The sequence below is a fragment of the Morganella sp. GD04133 genome, assembly GCF_029835375.1.
In the GTDB taxonomy this organism is placed as follows: Bacteria; Pseudomonadota; Gammaproteobacteria; order Enterobacterales; family Enterobacteriaceae; genus Morganella; species Morganella morganii_B.
On record NZ_JAODZS010000021.1, the window covers coordinates 1 to 17575 of the forward strand.

17 protein-coding genes are annotated in these 17575 nt (G+C 51.8%); 9 read left to right on the plus strand and 8 right to left on the minus strand.

Features of this window, described 5'->3' with window-relative positions; all coding sequences use genetic code 11:
• Positions 1-101 precede the first annotated feature (101 nt).
• The 5 genes from N7387_RS11635 to N7387_RS11655 all read right to left on the minus strand — a co-directional run bounded on the left by N7387_RS11635 (position 102) and on the right by N7387_RS11655 (position 6261).
• The gene (locus N7387_RS11635) at positions 102-443 is read right to left on the minus strand and encodes a hypothetical protein (protein WP_279799079.1); all 342 of its coding nucleotides are present in this window, start codon (positions 441-443) and stop codon (positions 102-104) included.
• Between the two features lie 162 nt (positions 444-605).
• Positions 606-1262, minus strand: coding sequence for a formate dehydrogenase-N subunit gamma (gene fdnI, locus N7387_RS11640; RefSeq protein ID WP_279799081.1), 657 nt, complete (start codon positions 1260-1262; stop codon positions 606-608).
• Positions 1255-2145 carry a formate dehydrogenase subunit beta gene (gene fdxH / locus N7387_RS11645; RefSeq protein WP_279799083.1) on the minus strand — a complete coding sequence of 297 codons (891 nt, stop codon included), beginning with the start codon at positions 2143-2145 and terminating at the stop codon, positions 1255-1257. The genes fdnI and fdxH overlap by 8 nt, the downstream gene beginning before the upstream one ends.
• A gap of 9 nt (positions 2146-2154) precedes the next feature.
• Positions 2155-5202 (minus strand): formate dehydrogenase-N subunit alpha, encoded by a 3048-nt coding sequence (gene fdnG, locus N7387_RS11650; RefSeq protein WP_279799085.1) that lies wholly within the window; start codon positions 5200-5202, stop codon positions 2155-2157.
• 273 nt (positions 5203-5475) lie between these two features.
• Complete coding sequence (locus tag N7387_RS11655) at positions 5476-6261, minus strand: helix-turn-helix transcriptional regulator (RefSeq protein WP_279799087.1); 786 nt, start codon at positions 6259-6261, stop codon at positions 5476-5478.
• Positions 6262-6649: 388 nt separating this feature from the next.
• Between N7387_RS11655 and N7387_RS11660 the strand changes: the two genes are divergently transcribed.
• From N7387_RS11660 to N7387_RS11685, 6 genes are all read left to right on the plus strand, one after another.
• Entirely contained in the window at positions 6650-9070 is a 2421-nt protein-coding gene (locus N7387_RS11660; protein ID WP_279799089.1) for a DMSO/selenate family reductase complex A subunit, read from the plus strand.
• Positions 9067-9708 (plus strand): DMSO/selenate family reductase complex B subunit, encoded by a 642-nt coding sequence (locus N7387_RS11665; protein WP_279799091.1) that lies wholly within the window; start codon positions 9067-9069, stop codon positions 9706-9708. Before N7387_RS11660 ends, N7387_RS11665 begins: the two co-directional genes overlap by 4 nt.
• Positions 9705-10607 carry a DmsC/YnfH family molybdoenzyme membrane anchor subunit gene (locus N7387_RS11670; RefSeq protein WP_279799093.1) on the plus strand — a complete coding sequence of 301 codons (903 nt, stop codon included), beginning with the start codon at positions 9705-9707 and terminating at the stop codon, positions 10605-10607. Before N7387_RS11665 ends, N7387_RS11670 begins: the two co-directional genes overlap by 4 nt.
• A gap of 11 nt (positions 10608-10618) precedes the next feature.
• Positions 10619-11191 (plus strand): molecular chaperone TorD family protein, encoded by a 573-nt coding sequence (locus N7387_RS11675; RefSeq protein WP_279799095.1) that lies wholly within the window; start codon positions 10619-10621, stop codon positions 11189-11191.
• Positions 11192-11417: 226 nt separating this feature from the next.
• Entirely contained in the window at positions 11418-11783 is a 366-nt protein-coding gene (locus N7387_RS11680) for a tlde1 domain-containing protein (protein WP_025154006.1), read from the plus strand.
• Positions 11780-12229, plus strand: a complete 450-nt coding sequence (locus N7387_RS11685) for a hypothetical protein (protein ID WP_240182726.1) — start codon at positions 11780-11782, stop codon at positions 12227-12229. The genes N7387_RS11680 and N7387_RS11685 overlap by 4 nt, the downstream gene beginning before the upstream one ends.
• Positions 12230-12240: 11 nt before the next feature.
• Here the strand turns inward: N7387_RS11685 and N7387_RS11690 are convergent, their stop codons facing one another.
• From N7387_RS11690 to hemL, 3 genes are all read right to left on the minus strand, one after another.
• On the minus strand, positions 12241-12567 hold the full coding sequence (locus N7387_RS11690) for a phosphotyrosine protein phosphatase (RefSeq protein ID WP_046895115.1): 327 nt from the start codon (positions 12565-12567) through the stop codon (positions 12241-12243).
• Positions 12564-12794 (minus strand): hypothetical protein, encoded by a 231-nt coding sequence (locus N7387_RS11695; RefSeq protein WP_262858920.1) that lies wholly within the window; start codon positions 12792-12794, stop codon positions 12564-12566. The genes N7387_RS11690 and N7387_RS11695 overlap by 4 nt, the downstream gene beginning before the upstream one ends.
• 158 nt (positions 12795-12952) lie before the next feature.
• Positions 12953-14233, minus strand: a complete 1281-nt coding sequence (hemL, locus tag N7387_RS11700) for a glutamate-1-semialdehyde 2,1-aminomutase (protein WP_262858921.1) — start codon at positions 14231-14233, stop codon at positions 12953-12955.
• Positions 14234-14472: 239 nt separating this feature from the next.
• Between hemL and erpA the strand changes: the two genes are divergently transcribed.
• The 3 genes from erpA to N7387_RS11715 all read left to right on the plus strand — a co-directional run bounded on the left by erpA (position 14473) and on the right by N7387_RS11715 (position 17566).
• Positions 14473-14817 (plus strand): iron-sulfur cluster insertion protein ErpA, encoded by a 345-nt coding sequence (gene erpA, locus N7387_RS11705; protein ID WP_025154003.1) that lies wholly within the window; start codon positions 14473-14475, stop codon positions 14815-14817.
• Positions 14818-15540: 723 nt separating this feature from the next.
• Complete coding sequence (locus tag N7387_RS11710; protein ID WP_279799104.1) at positions 15541-16890, plus strand: radical SAM protein; 1350 nt, start codon at positions 15541-15543, stop codon at positions 16888-16890.
• Positions 16880-17566, plus strand: coding sequence for a molecular chaperone TorD family protein (locus tag N7387_RS11715; protein WP_262858923.1), 687 nt, complete (start codon positions 16880-16882; stop codon positions 17564-17566). Before N7387_RS11710 ends, N7387_RS11715 begins: the two co-directional genes overlap by 11 nt.
• Positions 17567-17575 lie beyond the last annotated feature (9 nt).

The window sequence follows — 17575 nt, forward strand, 5'->3', positions numbered from 1 at the left end:
GTTATTAGCTGAAAACAACGAAATCTCAAAAAGTGTGTGGAACTGAAACGGGTGTACTTACATAACCACCCGGCCTGTCCTCTGCAAGCCAAAAGCAGACGTTAAGCGTAAGTTGACGGATCATACTCCCACTGTGATTCGTCACTGTAAATCGTACCTTCATCATCCATCAGGCGGGCATTAAGGTGCCTTGCAATCTGCAACATCTTTCTGTACAGGTATGTATCTGGCCATTTGGTATAAATATTACCTTCGCTCCAGTCAAGCCATGATTCTTCGTACAACGAGGGGCCGGACCACAAGGCGTGGTAATCGCCGTTTATAATATATCTGTTTAATTCATTATCGTTATTAATGTAGTTAAGCCATTCATCAGCGGTTATTTGCGCATCTTCATTTTCTGCCCAAAATTCAGCTCTCGTTATATGAAATTCAACACCCATAGCATCTCCTTAACGCTGGTACAGACTTCACCAGACCAATAATTATTCCCAACCTGCAAAATCCGTTACTATTCCGGACAGAAATTAAACCATAAAAAAACTGCGCCGCATTCGTTGCATTGAACGTTTGCGGCGCAGTTCACAGTGATAAGCCGGTGACGATTACTTCTTCTGCTTCGCTTCCTCAGCCGCTTCTTCGGCTTCCACTTCTTCATACCAGCGCGGGTGATGTTTCTTCGCCCAGCGGCGACTGACTTTACCTTCCACCATACCTTTGATCGACCCTTTCACCCAGAAGGCCATATACATATGGATCAGGATGGCGTGGATCAGGACGATAGCCGCCGTTGCGTGGATCAGCAGACTCCAGCGGATCATCCACATCGGGAAGTAGTGCGCAAAGTACGGGCGCCAGATGATGATCCCGGTGGCCAGCAGGACGAAGATCATGCTCATAATGCTCCAGAACATCATTTTCTGTCCGGCGTTGTATTTACCGACACGTGCCACATGGTGCTCGTTGCCTTTCAGCACTTCGATAATGTTTTTAATCCACGGCAGATCTTCTCTGTCCGGGATGTTGTGCTTAACGAAGCGGAAAAACATAAACATCAGCACGATGAAAATCAGCACACCAAAGAACGGGTGCAGAATACGCCCCATTGCCGGTGTCCCGAAGGTTTCCGTCAGCCATTGCAGTGTCGGGAAGAACAGCGCAATACCGGATAAGGAGACCAGGAAAAAGCAGATCACCACTGTCCAGTGACAGGCACGATCAATAAATTTCGTGCGGACGATCATTTTGCTTTTCTTACTCATGGTGAGTTTCCTCCTCTTCCTCATCGTCCGTCTCTTTGTTCGGGCCGATCCCCACATAGTGGAATACCAGTCCGGCAAAGGTGGCGATAAACCCGATAGCCGACAGCGGTTTCAGTACCCCTTTCCAGAGATCAATCGGTGTATCAATCTGCGGATCTTTCGGCAGCCCGTGATAGAGCTCCGGATTATCCGCGTGCTGCAGCACATACATCACATGTGTGCCGCCGACACCGTCCGGGTTGTAGACCCCGGCATTGGCAAAGCCGCGTTTTTTCAGCTTCTGCACGCGCTCGTCCGCCACTTCCAGCATCTCTTTTTTGGTGCCGAAATGGATGGCACCGGTCGGACAGGTTTTCACACAGGCCGGCTCCTGGCCCACGCTGACCCGGTCAACACAGAGTGTGCATTTGTACACCCGGTTATCTTTCGGGTTCAGACGCGGAATATTGAACGGGCAACCCGCAATACAGTAGCCGCAGCCGATGCAGTGTTCTGACTGGAAATCAACGATACCGTTAGCGTACTGAATAATCGCACCGGCAGACGGACAGGCTTTCAGACAGCCAGGGTCCGAACAGTGCATGCAGCCATCCTTGCGGATCAGCCACTCCAGTTTGCCGTTCTCTTTGGTTTCGCTGAACCGCATGACAGTCCAGGATTTGGCGCTGAGATCAGTCGGGTTATCATAAACCCCGGTACAGAACCCGACGTCATCCCGGATGTCATTCCACTCGGAACAGGCCACCTGACAGGCTTTACAGCCGATACAGGTGGACACATCGATCAGCTTGGCGACTTCAAACTTGTCGTCACGGGCCTGAGGAGGCGGCGTTATGCTGTTGGTCGCAGAACGTTTGATAATGTCTTGAGATTGCATGGACATAATTCCTCCTTACGCCTTCTCGATGTTGACTAAGAACGCTTTGAATTCAGGCGTTTGCGAGTTGGCGTCACCGACTCCCGGCGTCAGTGTGTTGGTGATAAAGCCTTTTTGGGCGGCACCTTCAAAACCCCAGTGGATCGGGAGCCCGACCGTTTCGACCGGTTTACCGTCCACCATCAGTGTCTGAAGGCGTGGTGTGACCACCGCAACCGCGCGGATAAAGCCGCGTTTACTGCTGACTCTCACTTTATCGCCGCTGCGGATCCCTTTGGCTGCGCCCAGAGTTTCACTGATTTCCACAAACTGTTCCGGTTGTGCGATAGCATTAAGCCGCGCATGTTTGGTCCAGGTATGGAAATGCTCGGTCAGGCGATAAGTCGTGCCGACGTACGGGAACTCCGTATGATTTCCGAGACGTTTTTTATCATCCTCAAAGATACGGGCGGCCGGGTTGGATACGACTTCCGGATGCAGCGGGTTAGTACCAATCGGTGTTTCAAACGGCTCGTAGTGTTCCGGGAACGGCCCTTCCGCCATTTTATCAATGGCAAACAGACGGCCTAAGCCCTCCGGCTGCATGATAAACGGCCCGGCACCCGCTTCCGGTGCAGAGGCGTTGAAGTCCGGGATATCGTTACCGACCCATTTTTTGCCGTTCCATTCGATAAGAATACGGTTCTTATCCCATGGTTTACCCTGCGGATCGGCAGAGGCGCGGTTATAGATCACACGGCGGTTCAGCGGCCATGCCCAGGCCCAGCCGAGGGTGTTACCGATGCCGGACGGGTCACTGTTATCCCGTTTCGCCATCTGGTTACCCTGTTCCGTCCAGCAGCCGGTGTAGATCCAGCAGGAGGACGCGGTGGAACCGTCATCACGCAGCAGCGCAAAGGAGCTGAGCAGCTCACCTTTTTTCGCCTGCAAATTGCCGCTGGCATCATACAGATCCTCAAGGGCCACGCCGTTATTCTCTTTGGCGACTTCGTCGGATTCCGGATTGAACGGCTGCACATAATCCCAGGACATTTTCATCAGCTGATCAACACCCTGACCGCCTTCCTGTTGATACAGCTCGCGCATTTTCCACAGAATACCGGCAAGGATCTGACCGTCAGTACGGGCTTCCCCCGGGGCATCTGCCGCTTTCCAGTGCCACTGTAACCAGCGACCGGAGTTGGCAATCGAGCCGTCTTCTTCCGCGAAACAGGTGGACGGCAGGCGGAACACTTCGGTCTGAATGGATGCGGTATCGACATCATTCATATCACCGTGGTTCTGCCAGAAGCTCGCGGTTTCAGTGCTCAGCGGGTCAACGGTTATCAGGTATTTCAGTTTGCTCAGGCAGCTGACCACTTTGTTTTTGTCCGGGAAGGACGCGACCGGGTTGAAGCCCTGACAGATATAGCCGTTGATTTCGCCTTTGTTCATCATGTCGAAATACTTCAGCACGTCATAAGCCTGATCCCACTTCGGCAGCCAGTCATAGCCCCACTGGTTCTCTTTGGTTGCTTCATCGCCGTAGAAGGATTTCATCAGGCTGACGAAGAACTTCGGATAGTTGCTCCAGTAGTTGACCTGGCCCGGCAGCGTGGTTTTCGGCGTATTGGCGTTCAGATAGCTGGTGAGATCCGTCTGTTTTTCGGACGGCAGGGTCAGATAACCCGGCAGGCTGGTGGAAAGCAGACCCAGGTCTGTCAGACCCTGAATATTGGAGTGACCGCGCAGGGCGTTCACGCCGCCGCCCGCCACACCCATGTTACCGAGCAGCAGCTGGATCATTGCCATGGTACGGATGTTCTGCGCGCCGACGGTATGCTGTGTCCAGCCGAGGGCATACAGGAACGTCGCCGCACGGTTGGCCGGGCTGGTGGAGGCCAGAATCTCACAGACTTTGAGGAAATCAGCTTTCGGCGTGCCGCAGATTGTTTCCACCATCTCCGGGGTATAACGGCTGACATGCGTTTTCAGCAGATTCCACACACACTGCGGGTTCTGCAGGGTGTCGTCACGCAGGGCATAGCCGTCTTCACCGAACTGGTAATTCCAGGTGGTTTTGTCGTAACGGCGTTTTTCAGCATCGTAGCCGCTGAATAAACCGTCGCTGAAAGCATAATCCTCACGGATCAGTAACGGCGCATTGGTGTAATGGCGAACATACTCGTCGTGGAATTTCCCGTTTTCCATCAGATACAGGATCACACCGGAAAGGAATGTAATATCGGTTCCGGAACGGATAGGGATGTAGTGATCTGCCACTGATGCGGTCCGTGTAAAACGCGGATCGACAACAATCAGTGTGGCATCGTTGTTGTTTTTTGCTTCCATCGCCCAGCGGAAACCGACAGGATGTGCTTCCGCAGCATTCCCGCCCATTACCACAACGACGTTGGCGTTTTTGATATCAACCCAGTGGTTGGTCATGGCACCGCGACCAAATGTCGGAGCAAGACTTGCTACCGTTGGTCCGTGTCAGACACGCGCCTGGTTATCGACTGCCAGCATCCCGAGAGAACGGGTAAATTTCTGGGTTAACATCCCGGTTTCGTTGCTGGCGGCAGAGGCGCAGAGCATCCCGGTGGTCAGCCAGCGGTTTACCGTGGTGCCTTCGCTGTTTTTCTCAATGAAGTTGGCATCACGGTCGGCTTTCATCAGACGGGCGATACGCTCAAATGCGTCATCCCAGCTGATGCGCTGCCATTTATCGGAGCCCGGCGCGCGGTACTGCGGATAACGCAGACGGCTTTCACTGTGAATATAATCGAGCAGACCGGCACCTTTCGGGCATAACGCCCCGCGGTTGACCGGATGATCCGGGTCGCCCTCGACGTGGAAAATCGCTGATTTGGCATTCATGGCACCATCACCCATGCTGTAAATCAGTAATCCGCATCCGACGGAGCAGTAGGTACAGGTGTTACGGGTCTCTTTTGAACGGAGTAATTTGTATTCCCGGACGTTGGACATTGCTACTGACGGCATAAAGCCTAATGCAGCGGCAGTTGTTCCGGCGAGACCGCCGGCACAAACCTTAAAGAACTGTCTGCGGCTGAAATTCATCGCATCCTCTTTTTTATTTATTTGTAAAAAATAGTGAGGAGAATATCAGCAAAGGTTGAATTTATATTGCCTGAAATCAATGAAAGTGAACTTTGATGTTTAATAATGATTAATTGGGGTTTTTCGTGTTTTGTAAATAATCACAAAGTGGTAGTAAGGTAAATTTAAATTTGATTCAGATCAATTAAACAAAATACGCAAAAAAAGAAAACAAGAAAATAAATCAATTATATTCCGGCTATCATACACACATTATATTTGTTAAAAAACAATTTAAAAATGGCGGATATCCGAATCGTCATTTTTAAAATGGGAAGGGGATTGCCCCATCTGTTTTTTAAACATAATTGAGAATGCCCCCGCACTGTTGTAACCCAGCTCATACGCCACTTCGGTAATCGATTTTCCGGACAGAATATGAGACAGCGAGTTCAGCAGACACGCCTGCTGCCGCCATTCTGAAAATGACATCCCGGTCTGGGCGCGGAAAAAACGGCTGAAAGAGCGCTCGCTTTTGTGCAGCTGTTCCGCCCACTCTCCCGGTTGTGAGGTGATAAGCGGTTTGCGCATAAATTCACGGCACAGACGGCCGAGTTTCTCATCACGCGGGATCGGGGCGAAAAACGGCAGCGGGGGCATGCGCGCCAGCTCGCAGAGGATCAGTTGCATCAGCACACCGTCACGCCCCTGAATATCATATTCCGCCGGGATATCCACCGCTTCCAGCAGCAGCTGGCGCAGCAGCGGGGAGACACTCACCACCTCACAACTGGCGGCGTGACGCGGCTTTGCCGCCGGTTCGATATACAGACTGCGGGTACTGACATTCAGCATCCGGGTTTCATGGGCGACCTGTTCCGGGATCCACACCCCGCAGGAGGGCGGGATCACCCACTCACCGTCTGCGGTACTGACTTCAATCAGCCCGGTGGCCGGATACAAAAACTGTGCCCGGCGGTGGGCGTGGTATTCCAGCAGGGTATCGGGCAGATAATCAGTGCCGAGCGCAATGACATCCCGCGCGATATTATCCACGCTTTTTAACGGAATATTTCTCATGAGTGCCGCGCTCCGTATCTGGCTGAAAATAAAAACCGGCGGGTGTTATATCAGATCCCGCCACCGCAAAACAGGGCTTTTGTGACAATAACAGATGCGGACGCCACATCTGTATTATTACGGTAACAAATAGAAAACGTTCGGTTAACAGTAACCGGAAACAGGCCGGAATTCAAATGCCGTTGTCTGATTTGCGCATGGCGGCAATATATTAATCCATTACTATTTTGCTGCCGCCATTCTGTTTATACAGATTATCATTATTTCCGGTTATTAAGCGATTACCGGTGGCGTGAAGTTATTTCCGGTCATTTAAAATTAAATAATATTTATTATTTACTGATGTTTTAAATACCGCACTCTGTTTCTCACCCGGGGTAAATCCATTATGAGTCATCAATCCGGCCACGATAATGAAACATCCGCCGCGCCCGGCGAAATAAGCCGCCGCCGCTTTATACAGGTCAGTTCTGTATTATCTGCGGTGCCGTTTCTGGCATCCGAAAGTATTGCATCCGTACCGGCCGATCCGGCCCATATTCCGGTTCATCAGACGGATGACGGCGTGCGCATTGTACCGACCTGCAGCAGCTTTGACTGCGGCGGGAAATGTGATATCCGCGCGCATATCAAAGACGGAAAAGCTATCCGCATCACAACCCGGCCGGATGCGGAACTCAATGAAGAGATGCCGATCATGCGGGCCTGCGTGCGCGGACGCGGATACCGGAAATTTATTTATCATCCTGATCGCCTGAAATACCCGATGAAACGGGTCGGTAAGCGCGGTGAAGGCCGTTTTGAACGTATCAGCTGGGAAGAAGCCACCAGCCTGATTGCCGCCGAATGGCAGCGCATCAGTGACAAATACGGCCCGGCATCGCGCTTTGTCAGCCTGAGTACCGGGGTGACCGGCGGGATTTTTTCCGGCGCAAATATGCTGCGCCGCCTGTTTAATCTGACCGGCGGCTTTCTGGAAAACTACCATTCCGTCAGTAACGGCAACACCATGGCGGCTACGCCCTATACCTACGGCACGGCGGCCAGCGGCAGCACACTCGATACCCTGGAAAATACGCCGCTGGTGATCCTGTGGGGGCATAACCCGAACGAAACGATTTTCGGGCACAGTAACCACTATTTCCAGAAAATGAAAAAGAACGGCACCAAATTTGTTGTCGTTGATCCGCGCTATTCCGATACCGCTTCTTCGCTGGCGGATCAGTGGATACCGATCCTGCCGACGACCGACAATGCGATGATGGATGCGATGATGTATGTCATCGTGACAGAAAATCTTCATGACCAGTCATTTATTGATAAATACACCCTGGGATTCAGTGAAGACCAGATGCCGGAAGGTGTCGCGGATAATGAATCGCTGTCAGCGTATCTGACCGGTAAAAAAGATGGCGTTGCCAAAACCCCGGAATGGGCAGAAAAAATCACCAAAGTCCCTGCGGACACTATCCGTCAGCTGGCGCGTGAATATGCCACAACCAAACCGGCGGTGCTGATGCAGGGCTGGGGACCGCAGCGCCATATCTGCGGTGAGCGCAGTGCGCGCGGAGCCACGCTGCTGGCAACCATCACCGGTAATGTCGGTGTACGCGGTGGCTGGGCGGCGGGTTACGGCATGGCGCTGAATCCGGAACTGCGCAAAACTATCGCCGGTCCGGCACTGTTTGATAACCCGGTCAAAGCCAAAATCAACATCACCAACTGGGTGCAGGCGTGTGAAGACAAAACCCTGGTGACCCCGGAGAACGGGCTGAAAAATGCAGACAAACTCGGCACCGAAATCAAAATGATTTTTTCGATGGCGGGTAACTACATGACCAACCAGAACACCGATATTCTTCATGCCGCAAGCGTGCTGGCGGATGAATCGAAAGTCGAATTTATTGTCTGTAGTGATCTCTATCTTACGCCGAGCGCCAAATATGCCGATCTGCTGCTGCCGGAAACCAGTTTTCTGGAACGCTGGAATATTGGCGGCACCTGGAGTTACGGCGATTACCTGATCCTGTCTGAAAAAGCCATTGAACCGGAGTTTGAACGGCGCACGGACTATGACTGGCTGTGCGAAGTGGCAGAGAAACTGGGTGTCCGTGATGAATTTACTGAAGGCCATGAAACGGATCGCGACTGGATAGCGTTTCTCGTCAATGATGCGGCACAGAAGCGCCCGCAAGATAACATTCCAACCTTTGATGAACTGCTGGTCAAACGCCGTCATTTATTAACGCATCGTCCGCATACGCAGAACGTCGCGTTTGAGCAGAATATTCAGGATCCGGAAAACAACCCGTTCCCGACCCCGTCCGGCAAAATCGAGATTTTCTCCAAACGCCTGTATGACATGCACAATCCGGAGATCCCGGCGCTGTCTCATTACGTTCCGGCAACAGAAGGGCCGGAAGATAGTCTGACCGGGAAATACCCGTTACAGCTGATCACCTGGAAAGGGCGCAACCGCGCGAACTCCACCCAGTTTGCCAACCCGTGGTTACAGGAAGTGCAGCGCCAGGAGCTGTGGATCAACCCGGCAGATGCGGCTGATCGCGGCATCAGTGACGGCGAAAAAGTGAAAGTGCATAACGACCGCGGGATCACCATGATCGCGGTGAAAATCACACCGCGCATTATGCCGGGGGTGGTGGCATTACAGGCCGGTGCCTGGTGGCAGCCGGACAGCAACGGCATTGATCAGGGCGGATGTGCCAACGTGCTCACCTCGTCACGCAGTACCGCGCTCGCCCACGGCAACGCGCACCAGACACTACTAGTTGAGGTGGAAAAAGCATGAGCAAATTCATCGTTTATCCGGCAGTCAGTGACAAACAGTTAGGTTTCTATATTGATTCCGCCCGCTGCTCCGGCTGCAAGGCGTGTCAGGTGGCGTGCAAGGACAAGAATAATCTTGATGTCGGCCGCCGCTTCCGCCGTGTGTATGAAATGACCGGCGGCGGCTACAGCCGCAATAAAAACGGCGCACTGATTAATAACGTGTTCGCCTATACGCTTTCCATCTCCTGTAACCACTGCAAAGATCCGATCTGTGTACGTAACTGCCCGACAACCGCAATGCATAAGCGGGCAGGGGACGGCATTGTGATGGTTAATACCGATAAATGTGTCGGTTGCGGTGCCTGTGCGTGGTCGTGTCCGTACGGCGCACCGCAGATGGATCCGGAAACGAAACAGATGTCGAAATGCGATTTCTGTATTGATCTTCAGCAAAACGGTGAGCAGCCGGTGTGTGTCAGCACCTGTCCGCTCGGGGCGATCCAGTTCGGGCCAATTGAGGAATTGCGGGCGAAATACGGTGACCTTGATTACGTGACCGGACTGCCGGATCCGTCAATCACGCATCCGAATCTGGTGATCAATCCGCATCAGGGCGCAAATTTTGATGACATGAACAGTGAGAGAAAAGAAAAATGAATGAGTGGTCACTGTTAATTTTCACTTACATGATGAATGCGGCGGCGGGGCTGTGCGTTGTGAGCGGGGTGTTTGCCGTGCATCTCAGCCGCCGCCTCCCGGCAGACAGCTTTAAGCGCTTTATGATGCTGACGATTTTTATTATCTGCGCCATTGCGGGGGTCGGTTCTGCTGCGTCAATTACCCACCTCGGTGTGCCGCTCAATGCACCGAATGCGATTAATAATGTGTTCAGTGCCTGGCTCAGCCGTGAAGTGGTAGTGACAGCTGCGTTTGTCGGTGCGCTCGGTGTCAGTTTTCTCTGGCTGTGGAAAACGGGAAAATTCTCTTTCCTGTTATACGGCGGCGCAATGGCTATCGGGCTGGCGGATATTTTTTGTATGGCATCGATTTACCGCTACACCTCGATTCTGACCTGGAATGACATCAACACCTATCTGATGTTTTACGGTACAACACTGACACTCGGTGCTGTCCTGTTTGTGCTGGTGGTGATAATGATCCGGAAAGCCGGACACAGGGCCGGGATGACACTGCCTGCTGACGCACTGTCATTATCACAGCAGTGGCTGCTGTGGGGAGTGATGGCGGTAAGTCTGATCGGGCGTCTGCTGTATCAGCCGTTTTATGCACATTACCTGACCCGCACGCAGCTGACACACACATCAATCACATTCCCGCTGTCACCTATTGAAGCGTATGACAGTATTGCCGGGCTGCGGATTGGTGTCTGGGCCGCGGCGGTGATGGGGGTGGCACTCTGCGGTATCTCGCTGGTGCGGGCTCAGAAAAAAGCACGCAGCGGTTTACCGGTCTGCACCGGGTTTATCAGCGGTTGTCTGCTGACCATTGCGGCAGAGTTTATGCTGCGCTATGTGTTCTATTACATTCATATCTGACGGGGGATGTAATGAGTAAAACAGCTCACTATGCAGCCGCGTTTAACGTGCTGGGGATCTGTTATCTGTTCCCGCCGGATGATGACAGCAACCGGGCCGCTATGCGCCTGTTTACCCTGCCGGGATTTGTGCAGCAGTGGCCGTGTGAGGTAGATGACACACTGTGTTCACAACTGAGCCGCACGGCGGGTGAGGGCAGGGAGGTACTGAAATCCGCATGGCAGTCGCTGTTTGCCGGGCCGGGGACGTTACCAGCTCCGCCCTGGGGCTCGGTGTATCTGGATGCGGAGGGATTACTGCAGGGGGATTCAACCCTTGCGTTGAGTGCGTTCTTAAAACAGGAGCGGCTGAAACTGAAAACACCGTATCCGGAACCGGCTGACCATATCGGGCTGATTTTATTCCAGGCAGCAGTACTGGCATCTGAAATGCGGGGTACGGCGGTGAACACATTACTCAGTCAGCATCTGATGAACTGGCTGCCGCGTTATGCGCAGCGGCTGGATACACACGGAAACAGCCCGTTTTACTCAGCCCTGACCCGGCTGGCGCTGACCACCGTGCAATCATTTATAAAAGCATAATATTCACAGTGATACGGTTTGATTACATTGCCCGTCATTTTATACGCCTCTTTCTCCGGAGGCGTCTTTTTTCATCTGTTGTATTACGTATTTCTTTTTAAGCCGGATTCCCAGTTAGCCGGATGTCACTGTTAATTTATCTTTCTGGTGCTATTATTCTTATGATTTTGAAAATATAAAATTTATATCATGATAATTGCTTTTAACGGATAAGGAATATTCATAAATGGCATGGAAATATGATGTTGCAACACGGGCATTCTCACTGGACGGCGTACATAAATTTTATGCGGAATACGCTGGTGCTGAAGGGTACAAAAATGATTCTGCGTATGAGTGCAGAGCGAATCAGGGACCGCTGCCGCGCGGAACATACACCATCGGCGCGCCGTTCACCCACAGCACGGCCGGTGCCTATACCCTGAGATTAACGCCGGATGCCGGTAATGATATGTGCGGCCGGGCAGGATTTCTGATCCACGGAGACAGTGTCAGTAATCCCGGGACGGCATCCACCGGTTGTATTGTGCTGATAAAATCCCGCAGAAAAGAAATCGTGGACAGTGGTGATACGGAGCTGATTGTCGAATGAAACTGAAATATTTATCACCGTTGCTGTTAGCACTGGTCAGTACGCCGTTGTTTGCCGCACCGGATGTTGTCAGTGAATGCAGCAAACCCGGCCGCTCGGTTGACCGGGAAATGCAGATAGTGATGGAGCATACGCTTCACATTGATCTGAAACAGATTGATGAAAGCAAAACCAAAACAGAAATTCTGTCTGCTCAACCGGCCGGGGAATTGCTGATTTCTCAGCTTGCGCAGGAAACCTATGATTCCCTGACAGACAAATCCAAAAGCTCACCGGAATCCTATAAGAAACTGTTTTCCGCTAACCCGGCGTATAACCTGGTTTTACGGATCACGTATGTGAATAAAGAGAATAAGAAGAATATCTTTATCGCCTCCGGACTGGCCGACAAAGAGGAGTGCTCGGTGCACTTTAACGGCTGGCTGACAGAGCAGCGGGAATTCTGATCCGGTAATATTCAGTCAGCGGAAAGATACGGCGGCACCAGATCGTCCAGCAGGGCGATCAGCGCCGGATCACCGTAATGGTAATCATCCGGGATCTCAAGGACATGAAGCGGTTTGTGATCCAGCAGGCGGGTAAATTCCGCTTTCAGGCGGTTTTTGTGTTTTTGCTCCATCACAAAAATCACATCAGCCCACTGAAGTAACGCCGGGGTAACCCGGCGTTTTGCATTGCGGCTGGTACCGGCAGAACGGACAGACCACTGCGGGTGATTCCGCCAGTGATGTTCGGCTGTCGGGCTGCGCCATTGATTGCGGCTGCAGATAAACAGGACATTCATCGATTCTTTTCCTCGTCGCAGGCGTTGCGTGTCAGAACCGCCTGACTGACCTGCGGATATGCCATGCCCAACTGAGCCGCCCGGATCATTTTTTCACTGCGTCCGTACATCATTTTCCAGCATTTCTCCGCCGGATAATCATATAACGATGCATCGTGCTTCTGATCACGGGACTTATTGATACGGTTTTTAAATCTGCGCCAGGCGCGGTTTCGGGTGTTATCCATCTTTTTCTCTCTTCAGCATTGAATTACCGGGTTCAGCAGCCGCGGTAATACGGAAAAGAGTGGGCTAACACTGCGAATTTTAAGCAAAAAAAAGCAGAAAGCAAGCTGAAAAACAAAAACGCCCGGGCAGATGCCGGGCGTGACAGATTATGCGGGCATTACAGCTCAGAGAAAGCGTAAGCGGCTGCATCAATGGTTTTGCGGATATCTTCGTCACTGTGCGCGACAGACATAAATCCGGCCTCAAAGGCGGATGGCGCCAGGTAAATGCCCTGTTGCAGCATCAGGTGGAAGAACTTCTTAAAGCGCTCAACGTCGCAGTTCATCACATCCTGATAGCAGGTGACTGCCGGTGCATCGGTAAAGAACAGGCCGAACATGCCGCCTACATGGTTAACCACAAACGGAATACCTGCTTCACGGGCTTTTTCGCACAGGCCGTCTGCCAGCATATCCGTCAGTTCGGTCAGGCGCTGATGCACACCCGGCTGAGCGATTTCCTGTAAGCAGGCAAGACCTGCCGCCATCGCGATCGGGTTACCGGACAGGGTCCCTGCCTGATAAACCGGGCCGGTCGGGGCGAGTTTTTCCATGATCTCACCGCGACCACCGAAAGCACCCACCGGCATTCCGCCGCCGATAATTTTACCCAGACAGGTCAGATCCGGCTCAACATCATAATGTGCCTGCGCACCGCCGAGGGCGACACGGAAGCCGGTCATTACTTCATCGATAATCAGCAGCGCGCCAAACTCATCACACAGGGCGCGCAGGCCCGGCAGGAAGTCCGCTGACGGCGGTATACAGTTCATATTTCCGGCGACAGGTTCGACAATGATACAGGCGATATCGTGCGGATGTTTTTCAAATGCCTCACGGACAGAATTCAGATCATTGTAGGTGCAGGTCAGAGTGTGTTTGGCAAAGTCTGCCGGTACACCCGGAGAGTTCGGCTGACCGATGGTCAGTGCGCCGGAACCGGCTTTGACCAGCAGGCAGTCTGCGTGCCCGTGGTAGCAGCCTTCAAATTTGATGATTTTATCGCGGGCGGTGTAGCCGCGCGCCAGACGAATCGCACTCATGGTCGCTTCGGTACCGGAGTTCACCATGCGCACCATATCCATGGACGGTACCAGTTCGGTAACGAATTTGGCCATTTCCACTTCGTCAGCAGTCGGCGCGCCGAAACTCAGCCCTTTTTCCACCGCGTTGATGACAGCGGTGCGGATGGCCGGGTGATTATGCCCCAGCACCATCGGCCCCCAGGAGCCGACATAGTCGATATAGGCTTTGCCGTCGACATCATAAATATAAGCCCCGTTGGCGCGCTCGATAAACAGCGGCGTACCACCGACACCGTTAAAGGCACGAACCGGTGAGTTCACACCACCCGGGATAAAATGTTGTGCTTCAGTATAGAGATTTTCAGAACGGCTCATGCAGGACTCCTGTCAGTCGGTGAGCGGGAAATTGCGGCTATTGTAAAGGAGAGCGGCGGTGAATCCAACTTATCGCATTATCCTCATGATAACTATATCCTTATTAATATTGTGGACACTGTGCTTTCTGTGTGACGAAACTTGAACGATTGCCGGAGGTGGTGGATAATCAGCAGTAGTGTCCGGAAGCGGTCAGCTTCTGCGTGTGTTTACTGGTCGCGGCCAGTCTGGAGTAATAAATGAGCGATGATGCAGCAATGCCCCTGCAATTTACTGATGCGGCAGCTAAAAAAGTAAAAATCTTAATCGCGGATGAAGAAAATCCGAACCTGCGTCTGCGTGTGTATATCACCGGCGGCGGTTGCAGCGGTTTCCAGTATGGCTTCACCTTTGATGATGCCATCAATGACGGCGACATGACCATCGAGAAAGAAGGCGTGGCGCTGGTGGTTGATCCGATGAGCCTGCAATATCTGGTCGGCGGTTGTGTGGATTATACCGAAGGGCTGGAAGGCTCACGGTTTATCGTCACCAACCCGAATGCCAAAACAACCTGTGGCTGCGGTTCTTCTTTCAGTATCTGACGTATCCGCAGACAACAAAAAAACGGGCGCCCGGAAAGCGCCCGTTTTTTTATGCCGATAAGTATTGCTGAAGAAAAATGGGTGATGACCTGTAGCCTGTATCCATAAAGAAAAAGAGGATAATTGTTTATATCCGGCCTTGTGCAGGGAAAATCGGTCACGTAATGTGATTTTATTCCGCGTTGCAGTAAAAACCGGGATCTCCGGCTAAAAAGGGGACTCGCAAGCAGTGACAGCGTTGCTATATTCCGGGAGAATATCCGTATTATTTGTCAGATAAATTGATGAATTAATAAAATGAAACAAAAAAATATTATTTAACACTTTTCAGTCAGAATACACTTATTATCAGATAAGGTTTAAATTCATTATTTATTAAATATCATGCTTTTTCATCACGATTATGCAGTAATAAAAAATTCATTTATTATTTGATTTATAACGATTTTTTATTTAAATGTTCCGGCGGCTATTATGTTCAGTCAGGATTAATAGCACCCATCGTTATATATTGTTATTTATATCGCTAAATTGGATTCATCTTGATCCCGCGCAATATGTCTGTATCTCACTGATTTACACTGAACATATAAAAATATGACCTGTTTACATCCATCACGTCTGAAAATATGAAAAATAAATGCGGGGATATACCGGACTATTTTATCTCAGCCTGTGATACCCGCCGGATCGTTTCCGGCCGAGTACGTTAAGGAATCTGCCATGATTTACCCGCTGACAGAACAGACCCCGGTTTTACAACATAATGCGGCATTACAGCGGTATGTGCTGCGTTATCTGGAGATTGAAAAACAGACGCAGCAGGCCATCGCACAGTACGGGCTGCCTTTTGAATCGCCGTACCGGCGTCAGGCCGAAACGGACGCGCTGCGCCGTGAGGTGAAAGCACTGGGCGCGGTGTTTGCCAACAACGGCAAAAGCATCCACAGCCGCTGGCTGTCATCCGCCTGTGTGCAGTGCCGTACCGGCGAGGGCAGTTACACCACGTTTGTATCCCTGAAATGTCACCGCGACTGTTATTTCTGCTTCAATCCGAATCAGGAAAATTACGACGGTTTTCAGCATGAGATGCGGGATGCTATTGGTGAAGTGAGTGCGATTGCCGAAGAGGGCTATCCGCTGACCCACATTGCGCTGACCGGTGGTGAGCCGCTGCTGTTTCGTCAGGAGAGTATCCGCTTTTTTGAAACGGTACAGGCGAAACTGCCCGGCGTTCATACCCGGCTGTACACCGCCGGTGATCCGCTGGATCGCAATACCGCGCTGGCACTGGCGAAAGCCGGTCTGAAAGAGGTGCGTTTCAGTATCAAAATTGATGATCCGCCGGAGAAAATTGAAAAGATTCTCAGCCGGATAGCGCTGGCACGGGAGATTTTCCCCGATGTGATGGTGGAAATGCCGGTGATCCCGGGCAGTGAGGAGCAGATGCATGATTTGCTGCTGAAACTGGATGCTATCGGCGTGGACGGTATCAATCTGCTGGAATTCTGTTTCCCGCTGACCAACAGCCCGGCCTATCAGGAACGGGGCTTTGCCCTGAAAAATCCGCCTTATGAAGTCTATTACAACTACTGGTACGCCGGCGGGCTGGCGGTAGCAGACAGTGAACTGGCTTGTTTGCGGGTGCTGAAGTTTGCCCTCGAAAATCAGCTTTCCGTTGGTGTCCATTACTGCTCGCTGGAAAACAAACACACCGGCCAGGTGTATCAGAGCAATGCTTTTATCAGCGCGGAGCCGTATTACCTGTTTTCTTCCCGTGATTACTTTTTCAAAAGCGCCAAAGTGTTCGGTGAGGACTGTGCTGCTGTTGCGGCTGCATTGCGTAAGGCGGATCTTCCGTTCCGTGAAGATCTCCTGCACGGTTTTTTACAATTCAACCCTGAATCGATTATGCGCCTGGCAGACATCCCTGAACTGCCTGTTCTGCTGACATCCCACATTGCGGAAGCCGATGAGCAGGGCAATCCCCTGATTAAAGAAGTGCGGGTTGAACTCACCACGCCCGCTGAATTTTCGCCCGACGATATCCACGGAGGTATGTGTGAACAGTGATGACCGGGATCCGGATTATCTGTATGCGCGTCAGTTTGCTTATGACGTCCTGCGCCGTCTGCTGACGGACGAACCGACAGCTGAACTGCTGGTTTATCTGCGTGATGAGGGATTGTCACTGTTTCCGGCAGATGACGCACTACCCGCCATGCGCAATGCACTCGATGCCATGCAGGATGATCTGAATACCCGCATGCTTAAACAGGGGGCATCTGATTTTGAGGCGCTGCACTGGGATTTCACGCGCCTGTTTATCGGGCCGGAATCGCCGCCTGCACCGCCGTGGGAGTCGGTTTATGTCTCCCGCGACAAACTGCTGTTTCAGGAAAGTACCCTGAATGTGAAAACCTTTTATCAGCAGAACGGTTTTCATCTGCCGGAAACGGAGTATGAGGCGGCAGATCACATCGGCTATGAGCTTGATTTTCTCTGGAAGCTGAGTGAACAGGCGTCACAGGCGCTTGACCATGAACAGGTGATGTGTGAGCGCATCACTGCGCCGCTGGCGGTTTCTTCTGACTTTATGCAGGCACATCTGCTGGCGTTTATCACGCCGTTTTGCCGTGAGCTGAATAATCATGCGGAAACCGCATTTTACCGGCAACTCAGCTCACTTCTGGAGGTCTTTGTCCGGAGTGATTATAAAAAAATCAATGAATTAATAAACTTACAATAATAATTTAAA

Excerpts from the sequence above, each read along its gene's own strand:
- N7387_RS11635 (WP_279799079.1), bottom strand. The coding sequence starts at position 443 with ATGGGTGTTGAATTTCATATAACGAGAGCTGAATTTTGGGCAGAAAAT.
- fdnI (WP_279799081.1), bottom strand. The coding sequence starts at position 1,262 with ATGAGTAAGAAAAGCAAAATGATCGTCCGCACGAAATTTATTGATCGT.
- fdxH (WP_279799083.1), bottom strand. The coding sequence starts at position 2,145 with ATGTCCATGCAATCTCAAGACATTATCAAACGTTCTGCGACCAACAGC.
- N7387_RS11655 (WP_279799087.1), bottom strand. The coding sequence starts at position 6,261 with ATGAGAAATATTCCGTTAAAAAGCGTGGATAATATCGCGCGGGATGTC.
- N7387_RS11660 (WP_279799089.1), top strand. The coding sequence starts at position 6,650 with ATGAGTCATCAATCCGGCCACGATAATGAAACATCCGCCGCGCCCGGC.
- N7387_RS11665 (WP_279799091.1), top strand. The coding sequence starts at position 9,067 with ATGAGCAAATTCATCGTTTATCCGGCAGTCAGTGACAAACAGTTAGGT.
- N7387_RS11670 (WP_279799093.1), top strand. The coding sequence starts at position 9,705 with ATGAATGAGTGGTCACTGTTAATTTTCACTTACATGATGAATGCGGCG.
- N7387_RS11675 (WP_279799095.1), top strand. The coding sequence starts at position 10,619 with ATGAGTAAAACAGCTCACTATGCAGCCGCGTTTAACGTGCTGGGGATC.
- N7387_RS11680 (WP_025154006.1), top strand. The coding sequence starts at position 11,418 with ATGGCATGGAAATATGATGTTGCAACACGGGCATTCTCACTGGACGGC.
- N7387_RS11685 (WP_240182726.1), top strand. The coding sequence starts at position 11,780 with ATGAAACTGAAATATTTATCACCGTTGCTGTTAGCACTGGTCAGTACG.
- N7387_RS11690 (WP_046895115.1), bottom strand. The coding sequence starts at position 12,567 with ATGAATGTCCTGTTTATCTGCAGCCGCAATCAATGGCGCAGCCCGACA.
- N7387_RS11695 (WP_262858920.1), bottom strand. The coding sequence starts at position 12,794 with ATGGATAACACCCGAAACCGCGCCTGGCGCAGATTTAAAAACCGTATC.
- hemL (WP_262858921.1), bottom strand. The coding sequence starts at position 14,233 with ATGAGCCGTTCTGAAAATCTCTATACTGAAGCACAACATTTTATCCCG.
- erpA (WP_025154003.1), top strand. The coding sequence starts at position 14,473 with ATGAGCGATGATGCAGCAATGCCCCTGCAATTTACTGATGCGGCAGCT.
- N7387_RS11710 (WP_279799104.1), top strand. The coding sequence starts at position 15,541 with ATGATTTACCCGCTGACAGAACAGACCCCGGTTTTACAACATAATGCG.